The organism is Accumulibacter sp., from assembly GCF_029255285.1.
GTDB lineage: Bacteria > Pseudomonadota > Gammaproteobacteria > Burkholderiales > Rhodocyclaceae > Accumulibacter.
Genome location: NZ_JAPUVI010000073.1, coordinates 15,008 through 33,877, shown reverse-complemented (window position 1 = coordinate 33,877; position 18,870 = coordinate 15,008). Strand labels below are relative to the sequence as shown.

At 64.3% G+C, this 18,870-nt stretch carries 10 protein-coding genes; 4 read left to right on the top strand and 6 right to left on the bottom strand.

All coding sequences use genetic code 11. From position 1 onward, the window contains the following. Positions 1 to 54: 54 nt before the first annotated feature. Genes Q1M07_RS08800 through tldD form a run of 3 tightly spaced genes read left to right on the top strand, consistent with a single transcriptional unit; the run spans position 55 to position 6,332 of the window. Positions 55 to 3,975 carry a YhdP family protein gene (locus tag Q1M07_RS08800; RefSeq protein WP_300453088.1) on the top strand — a complete coding sequence of 1,307 codons (3,921 nt, stop codon included), beginning with the start codon at positions 55 to 57 and terminating at the stop codon, positions 3,973 to 3,975. Positions 3,976 to 4,003: 28 nt separating this feature from the next. Beyond that, positions 4,004 to 4,852 (top strand): carbon-nitrogen hydrolase family protein, encoded by an 849-nt coding sequence (locus Q1M07_RS08795; RefSeq protein ID WP_300453086.1) that lies wholly within the window; start codon positions 4,004 to 4,006, stop codon positions 4,850 to 4,852. A 31-nt stretch (positions 4,853 to 4,883) separates the two neighbouring features. Beyond that, the gene (gene tldD / locus Q1M07_RS08790; protein ID WP_300453084.1) at positions 4,884 to 6,332 is read left to right on the top strand and encodes a metalloprotease TldD; all 1,449 of its coding nucleotides are present in this window, start codon (positions 4,884 to 4,886) and stop codon (positions 6,330 to 6,332) included. Between the two features lie 94 nt (positions 6,333 to 6,426). Here tldD and Q1M07_RS08785 read toward each other — a convergent pair whose 3' ends face one another. From Q1M07_RS08785 to aceB, 4 genes are all read right to left on the bottom strand, one after another. After that, a complete protein-coding gene (locus Q1M07_RS08785) occupies positions 6,427 to 7,152 on the bottom strand; it encodes an RES family NAD+ phosphorylase (protein ID WP_300453082.1) in 726 nt (241 codons plus the stop codon). Continuing rightward, positions 7,112 to 7,492 carry an antitoxin Xre-like helix-turn-helix domain-containing protein gene (locus tag Q1M07_RS08780; protein WP_300453080.1) on the bottom strand — a complete coding sequence of 127 codons (381 nt, stop codon included), beginning with the start codon at positions 7,490 to 7,492 and terminating at the stop codon, positions 7,112 to 7,114. The genes Q1M07_RS08785 and Q1M07_RS08780 overlap by 41 nt, the downstream gene beginning before the upstream one ends. Positions 7,493 to 7,691: 199 nt before the next feature. After that, positions 7,692 to 9,944: a glutathione transferase GstA gene (gene gstA, locus Q1M07_RS18740; protein WP_366984036.1), complete on the bottom strand. Its 2,253-nt coding sequence runs from the start codon at positions 9,942 to 9,944 to the stop codon at positions 7,692 to 7,694. 538 nt (positions 9,945 to 10,482) lie between these two features. Further along, positions 10,483 to 12,081 carry a malate synthase A gene (gene aceB, locus Q1M07_RS08765; protein ID WP_300453078.1) on the bottom strand — a complete coding sequence of 533 codons (1,599 nt, stop codon included), beginning with the start codon at positions 12,079 to 12,081 and terminating at the stop codon, positions 10,483 to 10,485. Positions 12,082 to 12,198: 117 nt separating this feature from the next. On the opposite strand from aceB, the gene Q1M07_RS08760 reads away from it, so the two are divergent. Continuing rightward, entirely contained in the window at positions 12,199 to 13,116 is a 918-nt protein-coding gene (locus Q1M07_RS08760) for a LysR family transcriptional regulator (RefSeq protein WP_300453076.1), read from the top strand. A gap of 919 nt (positions 13,117 to 14,035) precedes the next feature. Here the strand turns inward: Q1M07_RS08760 and Q1M07_RS08755 are convergent. Continuing rightward, a complete protein-coding gene (locus Q1M07_RS08755) occupies positions 14,036 to 16,969 on the bottom strand; it encodes an HD domain-containing phosphohydrolase (protein WP_300453074.1) in 2,934 nt (977 codons plus the stop codon). Between the two features lie 133 nt (positions 16,970 to 17,102). Continuing rightward, the gene (gene aceA, locus Q1M07_RS08750; protein WP_300453072.1) at positions 17,103 to 18,401 is read right to left on the bottom strand and encodes an isocitrate lyase; all 1,299 of its coding nucleotides are present in this window, start codon (positions 18,399 to 18,401) and stop codon (positions 17,103 to 17,105) included. Between the last annotated feature and the right edge of the window lie 469 nt (positions 18,402 to 18,870).

Genomic DNA, 18,870 nt, shown 5'->3' with positions numbered 1-18,870 from the left:
TCTAGTGACGCCGACCGACTATTGGCAAAAGTCTCTGCGCATTGGCTCCCGCTGATGCGCCAGGAAGAGTTGCGCCCGGCGCTCTATCATCGCCTGCACTGGCTGTTGCCTGTCGTCTCGCATCCGGCGGCACGGACTATCGGGCGGCTCGTCGGACGCAGCCTGTGGCTGCTCTATTTCGCTTTCGTCCTGACGATCCTCGCCTTGCGCCATCTCGTTCTGCCGAACATCGAGAGCTATCGGCCGGCGATCGAACGTCAGCTCAGTCAGGCGCTCGGTCTGTCGGTCGCCATCGGCCGGATCGCGGCGAGCTGGGATGGCCTGAACCCCGATCTGACGCTCTCCGACGTGCGTATCGCCGATGCGCGGGGGCAGCCGGCGCTGGCCTTCGCGCGCGTCGAAGGCGTCCTTTCGTGGTCGTCGGTCGCGCGCTGGCAGTTGCGCCTGCGGCGCCTGCAGATCGACGAGCCGACGCTGCACTTGCGGCGCGACACCGACGGCAGTCTGTACGTGGCAGGCATCGCGGTCAGCCACGCGGCGGGTGACGGAGCGATCGCCGATTGGGTTCTGGCGCAGCAACGCATCCGCGTGAACGGGGCGACCGTGGTCTGGGAAGACGCCAGGCGCGATGCGCCGCCGCTGATTCTCGAGGACGTTAACTTCGCGCTCGACAACCACGGCCGGCAGCACCGCTTCGGCCTCACCGCGCTGCCACCGGCCGAACTGGCGTCGCGCATCGATCTGAGGGGGGATTTCCGCGGCAAGGCGGTCGAGGATTTGGCCTCCTGGCAGGGGCAGGCCTTTGCCCAGATCGACTACGCCGATCTGGCGGTCTGGCGTGCCTGGCTCGATTATCCGCTGGCCTTGCCGCACGGCCGTGGTGCCGTGCGCGCTTGGGCCGCTTTCGCCGAGGGCAGCTTGCGCGAACTGACCGCCGACCTGGCGCTGCGCGGGGTCAGCCTGCGCCTGGCGAAGGACTTGCCGGCGCTCGAACTGGATCACATGTCCGGCCGTCTCGGCGCCCGTTTTCTGCCCACCGGGGCGAGCCTCGACGGACGTCGCGTCGAACTCGTGACCAGTTCGCCGGCCGCCGGACGTAACAGCGCGGCGTCGGGAATCCGTATCCCGCCGACGGACTTTCACGTGGACTGGCAGCACCAGCCCGGGGCTTCGGTACGCGGCAGCGCAACGGCCAACGCTCTCGAACTGGGGGCTTTTGCCGCATTGGCCGGGCATCTGCCGCTCGACGCCGGATCGCGCCAGTTGCTCGACGATTTCGCACCGCGCGGCCGCATCAGCGAACTGCGCGCCACTTGGGATGGCAAGGCTGACGGCTTGCTGAGCTATTCGCTGAAGACGCGTTTCGACGCTCTCGCTTTGCGGCCGCAGGGCAGTCTGCCGGGAGTCTCCGGTTTGTCGGGTTGGCTCGAGGCGAACGAACTCGGCGGCAGCGTCAACTTGCGCTCGGAAAAGGTCGATATCGACCTGCCGACCGTTTTTCCCGAGTCGTCGATCGCGCTCGATACGCTCAACGCGCAGGGCAAATGGAAGATCAGTCAGGGGCGTGTCGACGCCGAACTGGCGCGCGCCGAGTTTGCCAGCCCGGACGCCGCCGGGTTGGCACAGGGGACTTTCCGCTATACCGGCGACGGGCCCGGCAGCATCGACCTGAGCGCCGCGCTCAGCCGGGCCGACGCGCGCGCCGTGTGGCGCTACCTGCCGGGTTCGATCAACACGGCGGCTCGCCACTGGGTTCGCGATGCGCTCAAGAAAGGCGTTGCCAGTGAGGCCAAGCTGATCCTCAAGGGCGACTTGGCGCACTTCCCGTTTCTCGACCCGCGCCAGGGGCAGTTCCTGGTCACCGTCAAGGCGAACGACGTGACTCTCGACTACGGGACCGGCTGGCCGATGATCACCGGCATCGATGCCGACCTCAAGTTCGTCGGTGCGGGCATGGTCGTCGAGGCCAGGCGTGGTGCGATTCTCGGCGCCAATCTGTCGCAGACGCGGGCCGAGATTCCGGATTTCGACGCGCCGGTGTCGATGCTCAAGGTCAAGGGCCGCGTCGAAGGCGAGACGGCGGAATTCCTGAAGTACGTGGCACAGAGTCCGGTCGCCGCACAGATCGACCATTTCACCGAAAACATGAGCGCCAGCGGCAAGGGGCGGCTCGACATCGGGCTCTCGATTCCGCTCGAGGAAGCCCGCCTCGGCGAATCGAAGATCGAGGGCAACTACGTCTTCGTCGCCAACGAGGTGACCGTCGACCCGGCTCTGCCTCCCTTGCGGCAGGTCAATGGCAGTCTGGCGTTTTCGGAGAAAGATTTGCGGATACCGGAGATCAGCGCCGTGCTGTTTGGTGGTCCGGTGCGCATCAAGGGCGGCGCGCAGGGCGGCAAGGTGATGGTCGTCGCCAACGGTTCGCTGGGCATGGACGAATTGCGCCGCCGCCTGGAATGGCCGCTGCTCGATGCGCTGAGCGGCACCGCCGCCTATCGTCTCGAAGTCGGCAGCCGGAAGCGCAATGTCGAACTGGTGGTCGATTCGAACCTGGTCGGCGTTGCTTCGAGCTTGTCGCCACCCTTTGCCAAGAGCGCCAGCGAGGCGCTGCCGATGCACTTCGAAAGCAGCATGCTGCCGCCGGTACCGTCGCGCGGCGGCCAGCCGGTGGCGCGCGACCAGATCCGGCTGACCCTCGGCAACCTCTTGAACATGCAGTTGATCCGGCGCAAGCAGGGCGACGACAGTCTGCCCGAACGGGGCGCCGTCACCGTCGGCCGGCCGCTGCCGCCCTTGCCCGAGCGCGGCATCCAGATCGGCGTCAGTGCGCGCAGTCTCGACCTGGACTATTGGCAGCGCATGCTGCGCAGCGCTACCAAGGCAGGCGCTTCGGCTTCGCCGCCGAGCTGGCCGATCAGCGTCGACCTCAAGGCCGACGAACTGGTGATTCTCGGCAAGTATTACAACGAGGTTACGGCGACGGTCAGCAGTGCCGCGCCGCTGTGGCGCGGAACGCTGCAGTCGCGCGAGGCGGTCGGCAGCTTTCAGTGGGACGGGGCCGGGGCGGGCAAACTGGCGGCACACTTCAAGAGATGGCGCCGCCCCGACAAGGAAAGCGTGAACAGCCAGCCGGCCGAGGTCCTCAAGGAGCTGCCGGCGCTCGACATCGTGGTGGACGACTTCGTCGTCGGCGTGCGACGTTTCGGGCGCCTCGAGGTGCAGGCGCACAACGAAGCCGGTATTTGGCGGCTTGACAAGATCGACATTCTCAACCCCTTCGGCCGGCTGTCCGGGAGTGGACAGTGGCAGCTCGCCAACGGCAACCGCACGCAGCTCGATTTCGCGCTGCACGCCAGCGATGCGGGCAAACTGCTCGACCGGCTGGGCTACCTGGGCGCCGTGCGCGGCGCCGGGACGACGCTGGAAGGCAGGATCGGCTGGAACGGGTCGCCGGCGGCGCTCGACTACAGCAGCCTGAGCGGCGACATGAAGCTCGAGGTCGGCAAGGGGCAGTTCGTCAAGCTCGATCCCGGAGCCGCCGGCAAGCTGCTCGGACTGATCAGTCTGCAGGGGCTGCCGCGCCGTTTGTCGCTCGATTTCGGAGACGTTTTCAGCGAGGGTTTCGCCTTCGACAGCATTGGCGGCAAGATGACCGTCAAGGACGGGTTGATGCGTACCTCGCGTCTGCAGATCGACGGCCCGTCGGCGCGCGTCGTGATGCGCGGCGAAACCGACCTCAAGCAGGAAACCCAGCATCTGAACGTGACCGTGCAGCCCGAACTCGGCGGCAGCGCCGCCTTGGGCGTCGCCGTCGTCAATCCGCTGGCCGGCGTTGCCACCTTGCTGGCGCACAAGGTATTGCAGAATCCGCTGAACAAGATCTTCAGCTTCGACTATCTGGTCACCGGCACCTGGGACGACCCCAAGGTCGAGCGCGCCCCGGCCGCCCCCGCGCCCGCCGCGACGACGCCGTGATCACCGAACCCCGAGAGGAGTACAGGCCATGAATTCGCCGACTGATGACGTTTCACCGGGTACGGCACCGAAAGCCGCCCGTCTGCGTGTCGCCGCCGTACAGATGGTGTCGACGCCGCGCGTCGACGAAAACCTGCGTGCCGCGGCGCGCCTGATCGCCGACGCCGTGGCGCAGGGCGCCGAACTGGTGGCCCTGCCCGAGTACTTCCCGATCATGGGGATGAGCGACGCCGACAAGGTCAAGGTGCGCGAAGACCCCGGTCAGGGGCCGATCCAGGATTTTCTCTCGGCGACCGCACTGGCGCACCGTATCTGGCTGATCGGCGGTTCCTTGCCGCTGCGCAGCGATCATCCGGACAAGGTCCTCAATTCCTGCCTGGCCTACGATCCGCAGGGCGCTTGCGTGGCGCGCTACGACAAGATCCACCTGTTCGGCTTCCGCCAGGGGAACGAATGCTACGACGAAAGCGCGACGATCGAGGCCGGACGTCAGCCGGTGGCTTTCGCTACTCCAGGCGGCCGCGTCGGCCTGTCGATCTGCTACGACCTGCGCTTTCCGGAACTTTACCGGGCGCTGGGCGTGACCGATCTGCTGGTGGTTCCGGCGGCCTTTACGGAAACCACCGGACGGGCGCACTGGGAGATTCTCCTGCGCGCACGCGCCATCGAGAATCAGTGTTACGTGCTGGCCGTCGCCCAGGGCGGCCAGCACGAGAACGGTCGCGAAACGCACGGCAACAGCATGCTGATCGATCCCTGGGGAATCATCGTCGATCGCAAGATGAAGGGCCCGGGAATCGCTATCGGGGATGTCGATACGATCCGCCTGAGTGAAGTTCGCGCCAGTCTGCCGGCGCTCGCACACCGCGTCATGTAGTCCGCGCCAGTACCTCCATAACGGAAATGCCATGAATAGACCCGCCGCCAGCCTGCTTGCGCAGGCGCAGAAAACCCTGCTCACGCCCTACGGCCTCGATGTCGCCGACCTGACGAAGGTTTTCGGCAAGATCATGGCGCATCAGGTCGATTACGCCGATCTCTATTTTCAGTACAGCCGTTCCGAGGCCTGGAGCCTCGAGGAAGGAATCGTCAAGGCGGGGAGCTTCAGCATCGACGAAGGTGTCGGCGTGCGCGCCGTGGCGGGTGAGAAAACGGCCTTTGCGTATTCCGACGATATCAGCGCGCAGGCGCTCGGCGACGCGGCGGGGGCCGTGCGCGCGATTGCCGTCGCCGGTCAGCAGCGGCGCGTCGCGGTGCTGAAGGGGCGCCGTGGCCACACTCTCTACGTACCGCAGGATCCGCTAGCGTCGCTCGACGCGGCGAGCAAGGTGCGGCTGCTCGAACGGCTCGAGGCGATGGCGCGCGGCTTGGACCAACGTGTGACGCAGGTCATGGCGCATCTTGCCGGCGAGTACGAGGTGATTCTGGTGGCCGGCAGCGACGGTCGCTTGGCAGCCGACGTGCGGCCGCTGGTGCGCGTTTCGCTGACCGTCATCGTCGAGGAAAACGGCCGGCGCGAGCAGGGATCGGCGGGTGGCGGCGGGCGCACCGACTACGCTTACTTCAGCGAGGCGATGCTGGCCGGCTACGCGCGCGAGGCGGTCCATCAGGCGGTGACCAATCTGGCCGCTCGCCCGGCGCCGGCCGGCACGATGACCGTCGTCCTCGGCCCCGGCTGGCCCGGGATTCTGCTGCACGAGGCCGTCGGCCATGGTCTCGAAGGCGATTTCAATCGCAAGGGCAGTTCGACCTTTGCCGGCCGGATCGGCAGCCGCGTCGCGGCGCCGGGCGTTACCGTGATCGACGATGGAACGATCAGCGAGCGACGAGGATCGCTCAACATCGACGACGAGGGCAATCCGACACAGCGCACGGTGCTGATCGAGGACGGCATTCTTTTGGGTTATCTGCAGGACAGCCTCAACGCGCGGCTGATGGGCGTCGAGCCGACCGGCAACGGCCGGCGCGAGTCCTTCGCTCACCTGCCGCTGCCGCGCATGACCAATACCTCGATGCTGAACGGCGACAAGAATCCCGAGGAGATCATTCGCTCGGTCAGGAAGGGGATCTACGCGGTCAACTTCGGTGGTGGGCAGGTCGACATCACCAACGGCAAGTTCGTCTTTTCGATGTCTGAAGCCTACCTCATCGAGGATGGCAGAATCGGTGCGCCGATCAAGGGCGCGACCTTGATCGGCAGCGGGCCGGAAGCGATGACGAGGGTGTCGATGATCGGCAACGACACCTGCCTCGACCCCGGTGTCGGTACCTGCGGCAAGGACGGGCAGAGCGTGCCGGTCGGCGTCGGGCAGCCGACCCTGCGCATCGACGGACTGACGGTCGGCGGCACGGCCTGAGCGACGCATCGGCCGGCCGACGGGACTAGACGGCGTGCCACCACAGTCCATCCTCGTCGCGTTGCGGGTGGCGAACGCGGGCGTTTGCCATCGACTACGGCTTCTCCTCAGGGTAAGGCATCGCAAAGGCGATGACCTCGTGATCACGCCGCCAGATAACGCCTTGCGGATGCACGCCGAGCCACCAGCACTGGCGGGTCGGCAAAGGCCGCCTGGCGGGAAACGCGCTCGCGGTGAGCACCGCCAGACACCAACTCGGCTGCGGGTCGCGCACCGAGCGATAGCAGATCGCCCCGACACCGGCCTCCCGGGCGACGCGGGCGAAGGCCTGCGTTGCGCGATAGTCGGTCGGGTGTGTCCAGGACGCGTCCGGGGTGCCGAAGGGGGCGAGGCGGAGATCAACGGTGAGGGTGCGCACCTCGCAACGGAAGGCCGTGTGGGCAACCGGGCCGATACGGTCGAGTTCCGCGGCATCCTGAAGGAATCTCCAGCGCCAGTAGCCAAGTTCGGCGCAAGCCGTACGAACCGTTGCCGCGCCGTAGAAGACGCCGGGATCGGAGACGGCCCGGAAGCGGGAACCGTGTCCGGCGGGCGGGTAGCGAAACGGCGTCGCCAGCAGATAGTCGAGTTCCGCCGCCGCCTCCGGCAAAGCCGGCTTGCTGGCTTCGAGGAGAGCTTCCAGGACTTCGTGTTCGGCGGCCTGGTCGACGATCTTCATGGTCGACGCCACCTGCTGCGCCTCGACGACGCGCCAGATCAGAGCGCGCCGCTCGCGCGCCTCAGACGAGACCGCGTGAGGCGTCCAGGTAATGGACGACACGCACGAGTCCTTCTGTGCTGCGGAGGAGATCGACCGGGCGACCGTTTAGACCGCGGTTGTCGCCGACGAGCCACTTCCGTGCGCTCCCCTGCTCGCCGACGATCGAATCCAGCGCACGGAAGGCGCGCACGAACAACAAGGCCAGTTCCCATTCCTTGCGCTTCGGGTCCAGTTGATACGCGCCGGAGTAGAGTCGGGTGACCGTGGCGGCACTGACACCGAGAACCTTGGCCAGTATCGAGCGCGGGATATCGAGGTAATCAGCCGCACGCGTTACGGCCTTGCTGAGAACGGCGGCGGGCTCGGGGTTGCTGGCCGTCTGAACACTGCTCCGAGGCATCACACTCTCCTTTCAGCAGCAATTATAGAGCATGCCTCTTTCCTTAGAAAGCCGGGTTTTGGGGTCGGTTCGACTCGCCATGACCGACGGCTGGGAGCGAACTGGCACGCTGGGATCGCCGCCCGTTTCCGGCGCGCGGCGGCGGGCCGCCGAACTGTCATGAACCGAGCGCCGGTGTTCCAAACGACCCCGAGCTTCGTCAGCCTTCCGCCGCCAGGGCGTCGCACACGCTTGGGCGCTGACCGATACGTTCCTGGAAAGCGAGCAGTGCCGGCCAGGCGCCGAGGTCGATCTCTACCGCGTTGCACCAGGTGAGAACGGCGAACAGGTAGGCGTCGGCCACGGTGAACTGATCGCCCAGCAGGTAGTCGTTGCCTTCCAGACGAGCCGCCACGTAGCCGAGACGGGCGGCCAGTGCTTCCCTGGTACAGCGTTTGTATTCCTCGGGCGTGCCGGGCTTGAACAGCGGGACAAAGGCCTTGTGCAGTTCGGAACTGATGAAGCCGAGCCACTCCTGCAAGCGGTAGCGCTCGAAGGTGTAGGGTCGCGGTGCCAGTCCCCTTTCCGGGATGCGATCGGCAATGTACTGCACGATCGCCGGAACCTCGGTGAGACAGACACCGGTGTCGATTTCGAGTACCGGCACGTAACCCTTGGGGTTGATGGCGACGAAGTCGCTGCCGTCGGCCAGCCGGCGCTGATGGAGATCGACGCGCACGAGGTCGAAATCGAGACCTGCTTCACGCAGGGCGATGTGCGGTGCCAGCGAGCTGCTTCCGGGGGTGAAGTAGAGTCTCACGTCGAGGCTACCGGGGACCGGTTGAGGGCTCGGCAAAGGCTTCTGCTCGACTTGCTCCGACCACGGAAGCCGAGTGACTACGACGGTCAGGAAGCCGCTGTTGTTGCCATAGGAGAACGACGAATCGTTGGCAAAAAAGTACAGAAACCCCGGTTCGATGATCTCGATCTCACAGCCATTCGGAGTCGCGACCAGGCTGCTCTCATCGTCGATGCGCGCCACACCGTTGATGGCGCTCTCGATCAGACCGGTGAGCAGGTTCTCCGAATCCGGATTGTGTGCCTCGAGGTCGGGCCGCGGATGGATGGCGGCAACCAATGAGAACCACGGGCGGTCTTCCAGGCGGCGGCTGCCTTCCGTGAGGTGCAGAAGCCACGCCTTGGATTCGTAGCCGTCGACGCCAGCCGGGACGGTCTTGTCGATCCAAGTGCCGCTGGCTTCGATGCGATAGCGTTCGCCGACGTCGACCTCGACGCCGGAAGCATTCCACCACTTGTGAGCGTAAGCCGGAAAACTCGTCGAGCCATCGACGGGCAGCTTGCGGAACGGCAGGGCCTCACGTTCCTGCTGCAACTCTTCGATCAGATAAGCCTCCTCGTCTTCCTGGTAGAACTCGGTGCAGGCCGGCATTTCCTCGAGGGCCTTTGGCCGGTAATCGGCCCGCTCGCTCAAGCGGTACAGAACGCTGGAATGCAGTTCGGCATCGTCGGGGATTTTGCGCTCCTTGTGCGGTCGCGTCCGCCAGACCGGGCCACGGGTTTCATCGTGGCGGTCCTGCAGCGCGTCGGGGAGCAGCGCCGGGCTCAGTTGGCCGGGCGACAGCCGCAGCCCGGCGTCGAGGCTGTTGACTTCCTGCATCATCCAGTCGAGAGCTACATCTGCGAGGCCCCGATTCTCGTAACCGCCTCCGATATCCGCATGCGCGCCGGCGAACCAAACCTGCTTGATCCCCTCGCGCTCGACCCACAGCGTCGGCGTGAAATCGGCGCGTTCCTCGTCGATGGCCAGCGCCTGCCGGCCGTACTCGACGCGCGGACTGAGCTCGCGATCGCTGAACTTGAGGAAGCGGAGTTCATCCCGGTCGACCATGCGCAGACCGGTGAACAGCGGTACGCCCAATTCTCCGACGGTATCCCAGACGCCTATCATGCGGATCGGTGTTTCGTCGTGGTGTCGCCAGAAGCGTCCGCCGCGCTTCTTGCCACGGTCTTCCTTGTAGTTCAGCCAGATCTGCTCGGCCTGGTCGGCCGCGTCGTCGTCGTCGGCATTGACCGCCGGAATGAGACCCGAGCGGGCGATGAAAGCGCCCAGGCTGCGCGCCGCCCAGGCGCCGCGCGAAAAACCGAACAGCCAGATCTTGTCGCCTCGGCGGTACACCTGCGAAACCAGCAGATAGGCGTCGATCATGCAGTCGTGCAGGCCGATGCCCTGCGTACCGCCGAGCAGTCCTTGTGTGCGCCCCCCGTTGCCGACACTCTTGAGATAAAAGGCGGCCAATTCCTCGCTGCTCTTGACGAGGTGCGAACGGATCGGCCCGTTTTCCTCGACCTGCCGCTCGTCGCCGGGAAGCATCTGGAACAAGCGGTACACATTGGTTTGCTCGACCGGGTCGTTCCACGTCCCGTCCATGCAAACAACGATCTGTCTGGTCATCGATTCTCCTCATGGTCAGCGCATTGCCACCCGCTGTTGGTCGGCAACTCGACGGCGATGCGCAGCGGGTTTGGGATCCGCAAGCATACTCTCCTGAGCGACGACTTTGGGTTACACAGAACTGGAAGAGTGCTACTCATCGGGCTGCTTAGGCCGCGTGCCCGCGGAGTCGGCGTTGCCGTTGAGGGCGGGATCGGGCGCTAGAACCTTGCTGGCCGTCCGGTAAATCCTGACGGTCGAGGTATTGGTGGCAGTGTCGGAGGAAGCCGCTGCGCGGAGGGATTGTTGACAGAAGATCGAAGGCCCGCTCGCGCGCTGTCCGGCGGATCGGCGAGCGCTTCGATCATCAATAGACGTGCCGCCCGAACAGCCGCCGTCGAACCACGGCGCCGATGGGTGGCATGGCACTCGTGGAGTTCGGGCAAGCTCCATCGGCAGGGCTCAAAGTGCCACTGTCCGGCCCGCCTCGCCTCGGGGCGGTGCGGGGCCGGATCAAGCCGTCCAGAAGTCGGCGGGCATGGGGGCCCGCCGACTGGCTTCAGTCCATCGCCTCGTACAACGGCAGAGTCAGGAATTCAGGGTAATCCGCCGTCAGCGACATCTTGTCGAATATCACCGCCGCCTGGTCGTAGCTGGCGGTATCTTCGCCCTGGGCGCTGACGGTGGCGGTCACCTTGACGAGTTCCTCGGCGATCATGCCGCGCACCATTTCGGCGGTGACCTTCCGGCCGTCGTCGAGCACCCCTTTCGGCGAGACCACCCACTGCCAGATCTGCGAGCGCGAGATCTCCGCCGTCGCGGCGTCTTCCATCAGATTGTGGATCGGCACGCAGCCATTGCCAGCCAGCCAACTGCCCAGGTAATGGATGCCGACATTGATGTTGTTGCGCACTCCAGCCTCGGTAATCGGCTGCGACGGCTGGAAGTTGAGGAAGTCGGCCGCACCGAAATTCTCGCTGCGCTGTTTCTCCCACTGGTTCGGCCGGTCGCCCAGAACCTTCTGAAACTCTTCGGCGGCGATCGAAACGAGTCCCGGGTGAGCGACCCAGCCACCGTCGAAACCGTCGCTGGCGTCGCGCGCCTTGTCGTGGCGGATGCCGGCCAGCGCTTTCTCGTTTGCTTCAGGATCGTTCTTGATCGGGATCAGCGCGCTCATACCGCCCATCGCCGGCGCTCCGCGCTTGTGACATATTTTCACGAGTTGCAGGGCATAGCTGCGCATGAAGGGAACTTCCATGGTGATTGCGCCACGGTTGGCAAGACAGAAGTCCGGGTTCTTCTTGAACTTCTTGATGCACGAGAAGATGTAGTCCCAGCGCCCGGCGTTGAGGCCGGCGGAGTGTTCGCGCAGCTCGTAGAGGATTTCTTCCATCTCGAAAGTCGCCAGAATGGTCTCGATCAGCACGGTCGCCTTGATCGTTCCGCGCGGCAGACCGATGTGATCCTGAGCCATGATGAAGATGTCGTTCCACAAACGCGCTTCGAGATGCGATTCCATTTTCGGCAGGTAGTAGAACGGGCCGGCACCGCGCGCGATCTGCTCCTTGGCATTGTGAAAAAAGACCAGCGCGAAATCGAAGATGCCGCCCGACACTCGTTGCCCGTCGACGGTCACGTGCTTTTCGTCGAGGTGCCAGCCGCGCGGACGGATCTGCAAGGTGGCCACCCTGTCGTTGAGCCGGTATTCCTTGCCGGCTTCGTTGACGAACGAGAGCTGACGACGGATCGCCTGGTAGAGGTTCACCTGTCCCTGGATCTGGTTGTCCCATTTCGGGCTGTTTGAATCCTCGAAGTCCGTCATGTAGGAATCGGCGCCCGAGTTGTAGGCATTGATGATCATCTTGGCTTCGACGGGGCCGGTGATCTCCGTCCGACGGCGCTCGAGTGCCGTGGGCAGCGGCGCGATCTTCCAATCACCGTCGCGAATGTGCTTCGTCTCAGGCAGAAAGTCCGGCATCTCGCCAGCGTCGATGCGCAACTGGCGCGCCACCCGGGCGCGCAGCAGTTCCTGGCGTCGGCCCTCGAAGGCGCGGTGCAGTTTCGCCACCAGAGCCAGCGCGTCGGCCGTGAGAATGGTTTCGTAAGCGGGTTGGATCGGAGCGTTGATTTGCATTCCGGCGGGCAGATTGAGGCTCATGCTTTGAACTCCTGTCGATGGGTGTTGAGGCGATGATTCGATTGTATTAGACGCAACATTTAAAGATAAGATCGATAATAATCAAATTATTTTTTACTTCAGGTATCGAATAGCGATATGGACCAGATCAAGCAGATCCAGGCTTTCGTCGATTCGGCGACGCGCGGCAGCCTCTCGGCCGCCGCCAGAGCGGCAACCGTTACTCCGGCGGTGATCGGGCGCCGGCTCGACGCGCTCGAGGCACGCCTCGGCGTCAAGCTGCTCAGGCGCAGCACGCGCCGATTGTCACTGACCTCGGAAGGGCAAGCCTTCCTGGAAGACTGCCAGCGCGTGTTGAATGATCTGGCCAATGCCGAGGCGGCGGTTTCGCTGGGCAGCATTCGCGCCAGCGGACACCTCAAGGTATCGGCCCCCGCCGGATTCGGCCGCCGCCACGTGGCGCCGCAGGTGGCGGTATTCATGTCGGCCAATCCGGACGTGACGGTACGGCTGGACCTGACCGATCGCCTGGTCGATCTCGTCAATGAGGGAGTCGACTGCGCGGTGCGCATCGGCGAAATGGCCGATTCGAGTCTGGCAAGCAGCAAACTCGGCGAAATGCGCCGCGTGGTGGTCGCCAGCCCGGCCTATCTGGCGCGCCACGGGACACCGCGCACGCCGGACGAATTGTCAGATCACAACTGCCTTTCGCTGGACCAGCAGCGTGGCTGGACCTTGCGTGAAACACCGACCGGCGAAGCCGTCAACCGCAAGGTGGCGGGAACCTTCGAATGCAACGACGGCGCGGTCCTGCACGAATGGGCCCTCGCCGGCAAGGGGTTGGCCTGGCGGTCGATGTGGGAAGTGGGTGACGACCTGCGCCGTGGCCGGCTGGTTTCCTTGCTTGACGAATACGCGACTCCGCCAGTGGGAATTCATGCCGTTTTCCCGCAACGACGACACCTTCCGCTGCGCGTCCGCTTGTTCATCGACCAGCTCAAGACGACTTTCGGTGACGCGCAGTATTGGGAAATCGGCGGGACGACCAGCGATTGATGGTGAAATCGCGGCACGATGCCAGCACTCGGCGCAACAGCACGCCCATTACTCGCCAGCGAGGGCGGTGGCCTTTTTCGCCGCTCTGAGCAGAGCCTTTCGGGTCTTCTCGGCGCGGATGTGTGCCAGCGCCTGAGCCCTGTTGCATTCTTTGCAGTAGGAATGCAGGCCGTCTGAGCTCCGGGAGTTCTTGTGAAACTCCAAGACGGACTTCTGCTGCTTGCACTTGACGCAAACCTTGGTGTCCATGGGCTCTTACCGAGGGTAGGGGAAGCAATTGGTTAGCCCGGGCCGGGAAGTTCGGCTCAGTGCGGCGAAGAAGCGCGAAGGCCGGCCTCGGCAGGATTCTGGGTGATCGGAAGGCGCTACTCCGGGGCCGTGTCGGGAAAGCCGGCGGTCGGCGGCCGGGTCCGGCAAGATCCGAACTCGCAAGCTGTAAGGAAAGAGCGTGCCCATCAGAAAAATGAATAAATAAATAAGATTGTTGAGGATTTCTCGTTGCTGATAAGTGACGTTTTCCCGGGATCCCTGTAAAGCCGCCCCTTGGCGTGCCGTTTTCGGCCTGCGCCGGTCGCCGCAGTGCGCCGGCAGAAGGCGTCGCGCGGACTCCCCGAACCACGGGAAAGCCGCGTCCTGCCAGACGAAGCGCCGAGCACCGCTAGGCAGGAAGCCCGCCGGCCGTCACCTGGAGGGTGCCAACGGCCGACCGAAGTCGTACCCAGCAGCGGCAATCGTTGACGGTGGTGCCCGTCCCAGGACGAGCGACCTAGGCAGGAATAAGCAAGGACTATGCCGAATAATAAGTTTTGTTTATTTAATCAGTCTGTTGATGTCTTGCTTATCGGATTGAGGGCGACACTGGGGCAGCGGCTGTAAAAAAAACTGACAGCGCAAGTCCGACGCGCGTGGCGGCAGGCGGTCAGACGGCGGTACTCGCGCTGTCGCTCCCGCCGAGGAGGCGATCGACATCCACACTATCGATCTGCTCGGGGCGCAGGAATCGTCTGGCGTAGTCGAGATGAACGCCGGAACGCAGGAAGAGGGCGAAAAGATCGGCATCGATGTGCTGCTCGGCCTGCAGGCGAGCCATGATGCCGATCGCCTCGGACAGCGTCTTGCCCCGCTTGTACGGGCGGTCGATCGCGGTCAGCGCTTCGAAGATGTCGGCGATGGCCATCATCCGCGCCAGCGGGCTCATTTGCTCGCGCTTGAGACGGCGCGGGTAGCCGCTGCCGTCCATTTTTTCGTGGTGTCCGCCAGCAATTTCGGGCACCTGTCGCAGATGCCGGGGAAAGGGGAGTTGCGACAACATCATCAGGGTCTGCACGATGTGCTCGTTGATCTTGTAGCGCTCTTCCTCCGACAACGTGCCGCGCCCGATGGCCAGGTTGTAGATCTCGCCCCGGTTGTAAAGCAGCGTCGGAACGGGCATGCGGAATCCCCACGGGTTGTCGGCCGGCAACGCGTCCTGCGGTCGCCTGGCGATGAGGTGCTCGGGCTTGTCGGCGAGCAAGGGCTCGACCGCCGGCAGCGGCACCGGCGGGGTGCCGGCCTTGCGCTGCCTTTCTTCCTGCGAGATGCCGATACGGTCGTCGAGCGTGCGCAGCCAGGTGCGCCCGGCAATCGACCGCAGGCGGGCGACGCTCTCGGCCGCCATGGACTCGCCGCCCTCGTTGCAGGTGGCGACGAAGACGAAGTCGTCGTCGATGCGTTGCCACTCGGCATGCAGCCGACGGCGCGCCGCGGCTTCATCTTCGCCCTTCGCGATCGCCTGCAGGCAGTCGATTTGCGCGTCGCGCTTGAGCACTTCGAAGCGCATGCGCACCTCGTGAATGCGATCATGCAGGGTCTCGAGCTTGGTCGCCTTGTCGACCACATATTCCGGCGTCGTCACTTTGCCGCAATCATGCAGCCAGGCGGCGACGTGCACCGCTTCCCAGTCGTCCTCGCTCAACTGGAAGTCCCGGTAAGGGCCGCTGTCAGCCGCAGAGGCGGCGCGCGCGAGCATCTTGGTCAGTTCGGGAACGCGCGCGCAGTGGCCGCCGGTGTAGGGGCTCTTGGCGTCGATCGCGGCGGCGATCAACTGGATGAAGGCTTCGAACAGATCCTTCTGCGCCTTGATCAGCTCCTTGCTTTCGAGCGATACCGCCGCCGATCCCGAAAGCGCTTGCACGAAACTGAGATGGCTGCTGTCGGTGGCGGAGGTGCGCAACAGGATCATCGCGCCAGCCAGCTCGGTCTTTCGGTTGAGGAGCGGTACGGCAATGGCGTGACGGCGCGCTGTCCACCCGGCCGTCGTCAAGCCCAGCCGGCGGCGATCTTCCACTTGCAGTTGGTCGGCACGTGCCTGGCCATCGGCGAGCGCCGCAGCGAGCAAGGGACCGGCATCGGCAAGCTGGATTGACGGCAGTGGCTCGCTCAGTGCGGAACCGTCACTGGTGAGCGCCGCCGCCGGCTTGAGTTGCGCTCCCTCCGCGAGGTAGAGAATCCCCGCGTCGGCGTCCGCGGCCGAAAGCGTATCGGCCAGCAGGCGCGGCAACAGGCGGTCGAAGCTTTGCTCGGCGGCGACCGCATGACTGATGTCGAGAAAGCGGCGAATGGTGCGTTTCATCCCGTCCATCGTTCGCGCGAGTTGGCTGACCTCCTTGATCGAAGACTGCAGCTCGATCGGCTGCGAAAACTCGAAGTGGCGTATGGCTTCGGCCTCGTTGGCCAAAGTACCGAGCGAGCGCGAAATGCTGCGCGCCAACAACCAGGTGACGGGGATGGAAAATAGCAGGACGAGCAGCGTGGCGAACAAGGAATGCCGCCTCAGCTTCAGCGCACCCGCCATCAACTCGTCCTCGGGAATAACTGTCACGAGGTAGAGAGGCGGTACGCCTTCGAGGACCAGCGTGTTGACGGAAGCCCGCCAAGGGCTGCCCGCTACGTCTACGCGCCGCGCCTGGCTGTCCTCGCCCCCCATGTTGCGGACGGTCGCCAGGAGCGGTGCGAGGGCCGGAACTCCCAGTTGGTCGATTCTCGCCAGCGACGGTGTGTCCTCATTCCCGGTCGCTGCCCGTAGCAAGCGCGATGGCTCTTCGTAGGCCAGTGCGTAGCCCTGCGCATTGACCAGCACCAACTGGCTGCCCGGCGTCGCCTTCTGTCTGGCCAGGGTCTGTCCGATGGTGTCGAGAAGAATGTCGGCGCCGACGACGCTGCGTCCATCGACGCTTCGACCCGCCAGCGTCGTGCCTACCCGGCCGCTGGAAAAGAAGAGGTAGGGTGGCGTCTTGATCTGGGTCGCGGACGCCAGGCCCTGGCTGTACCACGGTCGCTGGCGGGGATCGTAGGCGGCGGCGTAGTCGGGCCGCTGGTCCTCGCGCAGCATCTTCAAGGTGGCGTCGAAATAGATGAAGCGGCCGCGCGGTCCGCCGGGGGTTTGTTCGATACTCTGTACGACGTAGCTCGTGCCGGCGGGAACGCGCGCCGCTTCGTTGGCGCTACCGTGGCCGACACGTCCGACGAGAAAGAAGTCGCCATTGTCGTAACCGACATAGAGCGACGAGAGGGCCGACGAACTGTCCAGTGCCCGGCGCAGGAACTCCAGGCTGTGCAGGCGTTCATCGAGCGACTTGGCTCTGCCGACCTGCTGCAAGCTTAAAAGACGCGTCGCCATTTCGGCCGGCTCGATGAGGCGTTGCATTTCGATCAGCGCTTCACGGCTGATCCGTTTCGTCAGGTCGCTTGCCGACGCTTCCAGCAGGTCGCTGCTGAGCCGGTAGCCAATTCCGCCGAGGAGTCCGCAGACCAGGAGAATCAACACCAGGAAGAGCGTCGAGATGTGCAAGTGCAAAGGATAGCGACGGCGCATGGGCGGATTCTCCCGGTGAGTGGAGGGTAGCCAAGGATAGCCGGAAATGATCTGTCGTCCGTCGTCCGGCTGTGTCGCGACGAGCAAAAAAAAAGCCGCGCCCAGGCGCGGCTCGCAGGGAATCTCGCCCGGCTTAGTGGAACTGCTCCTCTTCCGTCGAACCGGTCAGCGCGGTGACCGAAGAACTGCCGCCCTGAATGACGGTCGTCACCTCGTCGAAGTAGCCCGTACCGACTTCCTGCTGATGCGAGACGAAGGTGTAACCGCGCTCACGCGCGGCGAATTCCGGCTCCTGCACCTTCTCGACGTAAGCGGTCATGCCGCGGGCGACGTAGTCTTGCGCCAGATCGAACATGTGGTACCACATGTTGTGGATGCCGGCCAAAGTGATGAACTGGTACTTGTAGCCCATCGCACCCAGCTCCTTCTGGAACTTGGCGATCGTCGCGTCGTCGAGATTCTTCTTCCAGTTGAACGACGGCGAACAGTTGTAGGCGAGCAGCTTGCCCGGGTGTTTGGCGCGTACCGCTTCGGCAAACTTGCGGGCAAATTCGAGATCCGGCGTGCCGGTTTCGCACCACACCAGATCGGCATACTCGGCGTAGGCAACCGCACGCGAGATCGCCTGTTCGAGGCCCTTTCTGGTTTTGTAGAAGCCTTCCGAGGTGCGCTCGCCAGTGACGAAAGGCGTGTCGTTGGCATCGCAATCGGAAGTCAGCAGGTCGGCGGCTTCGGCATCGGTGCGCGCGATGACCAGCGTCGGCACCCCGCAGACGTCGGCGGCGAAACGAGCCGCGATCAGTTTCTGAACCGCTTCCTGCGTCGGCACCAGAACCTTGCCCCCCATGTGACCGCATTTCTTCACCGAGGCAAGCTGGTCCTCCCAGTGGACGCCGGCAGCGCCGGCGCGAATCATGGCCTTCATCAGTTCGAAGGCGTTCAGCACACCACCGAAACCAGCTTCGGCATCGGCGACGATCGGCGCAAAGTAGTCGACGTAGCCTTTGTCGCCAGGGTTGACGTCCTTCGAGTGCTGGATTTCGTCGGCCCGGCGGAAAGAGTTGTTGATCCGCTCGACGACCTTCGGTACGGAGTCCACCGGATACAGCGACTGGTCGGGGTACATCGCGGCATAGGAATTGTTGTCGGCCGCGACCTGCCAGCCCGACAGATAGATCGCCTTCACTCCCGCCTTGACCTGCTGCATGGCTTGGCCACCGGTCAGGGCGCCGAGGCAGTTGACGTAGGCTTCGTTGTTGACCAGATTCCACAGCTTTTCGGCGCCGCGACGGGCGACCGTGTATTCGATCGGAAAGGAACCGCGCAGGCGGACGACATCGGCGGCGGAGTAGCCACGCTTGATGCCCTTCCAACGTGGGTTTTCGGCCCAGTCCTTTTCCAGTTCGGCGATCTGCTGCTCTCTCGTGCTCATGACTTATCTCTCCAGGAGTAGTGAGGGTGACGGGACTATGGTAGTGCCGGCGAGTCGAGACAAGCGGGACAGACGACGACTCGGGGCAACCAATGGATGAAAGTATAAAGGCCTTTGCCCTTGCCGGCAATAGTCTTATATAAGACATAAGATATATTTTTTGTACAGACAAAACAGGCGCTTGCGGATTTCTTCCCGCATTACGGAACGAAATCTTTTGTCGTGAAACTCATTGCTTCGGTGCCGGCAGAGCGAGTACAGGAAGCCCGGACAGGTGGTAGGTGAGTGGTAGGCCTTGTCCCGACGAACGGCGGCGGAAGCGGCCGCGGCGACAACAGTGGCTAGGACACGTCAAAAAGACGAGGCCGAACCACGCGCCGGCATTCCAGGCGCCAGCGGTACTGGCGCCGCTGGAGAGCGACAAAACGCTGCCGGCGCTCGCGAAGCAGTACGGCTTTCAGCAGAATCG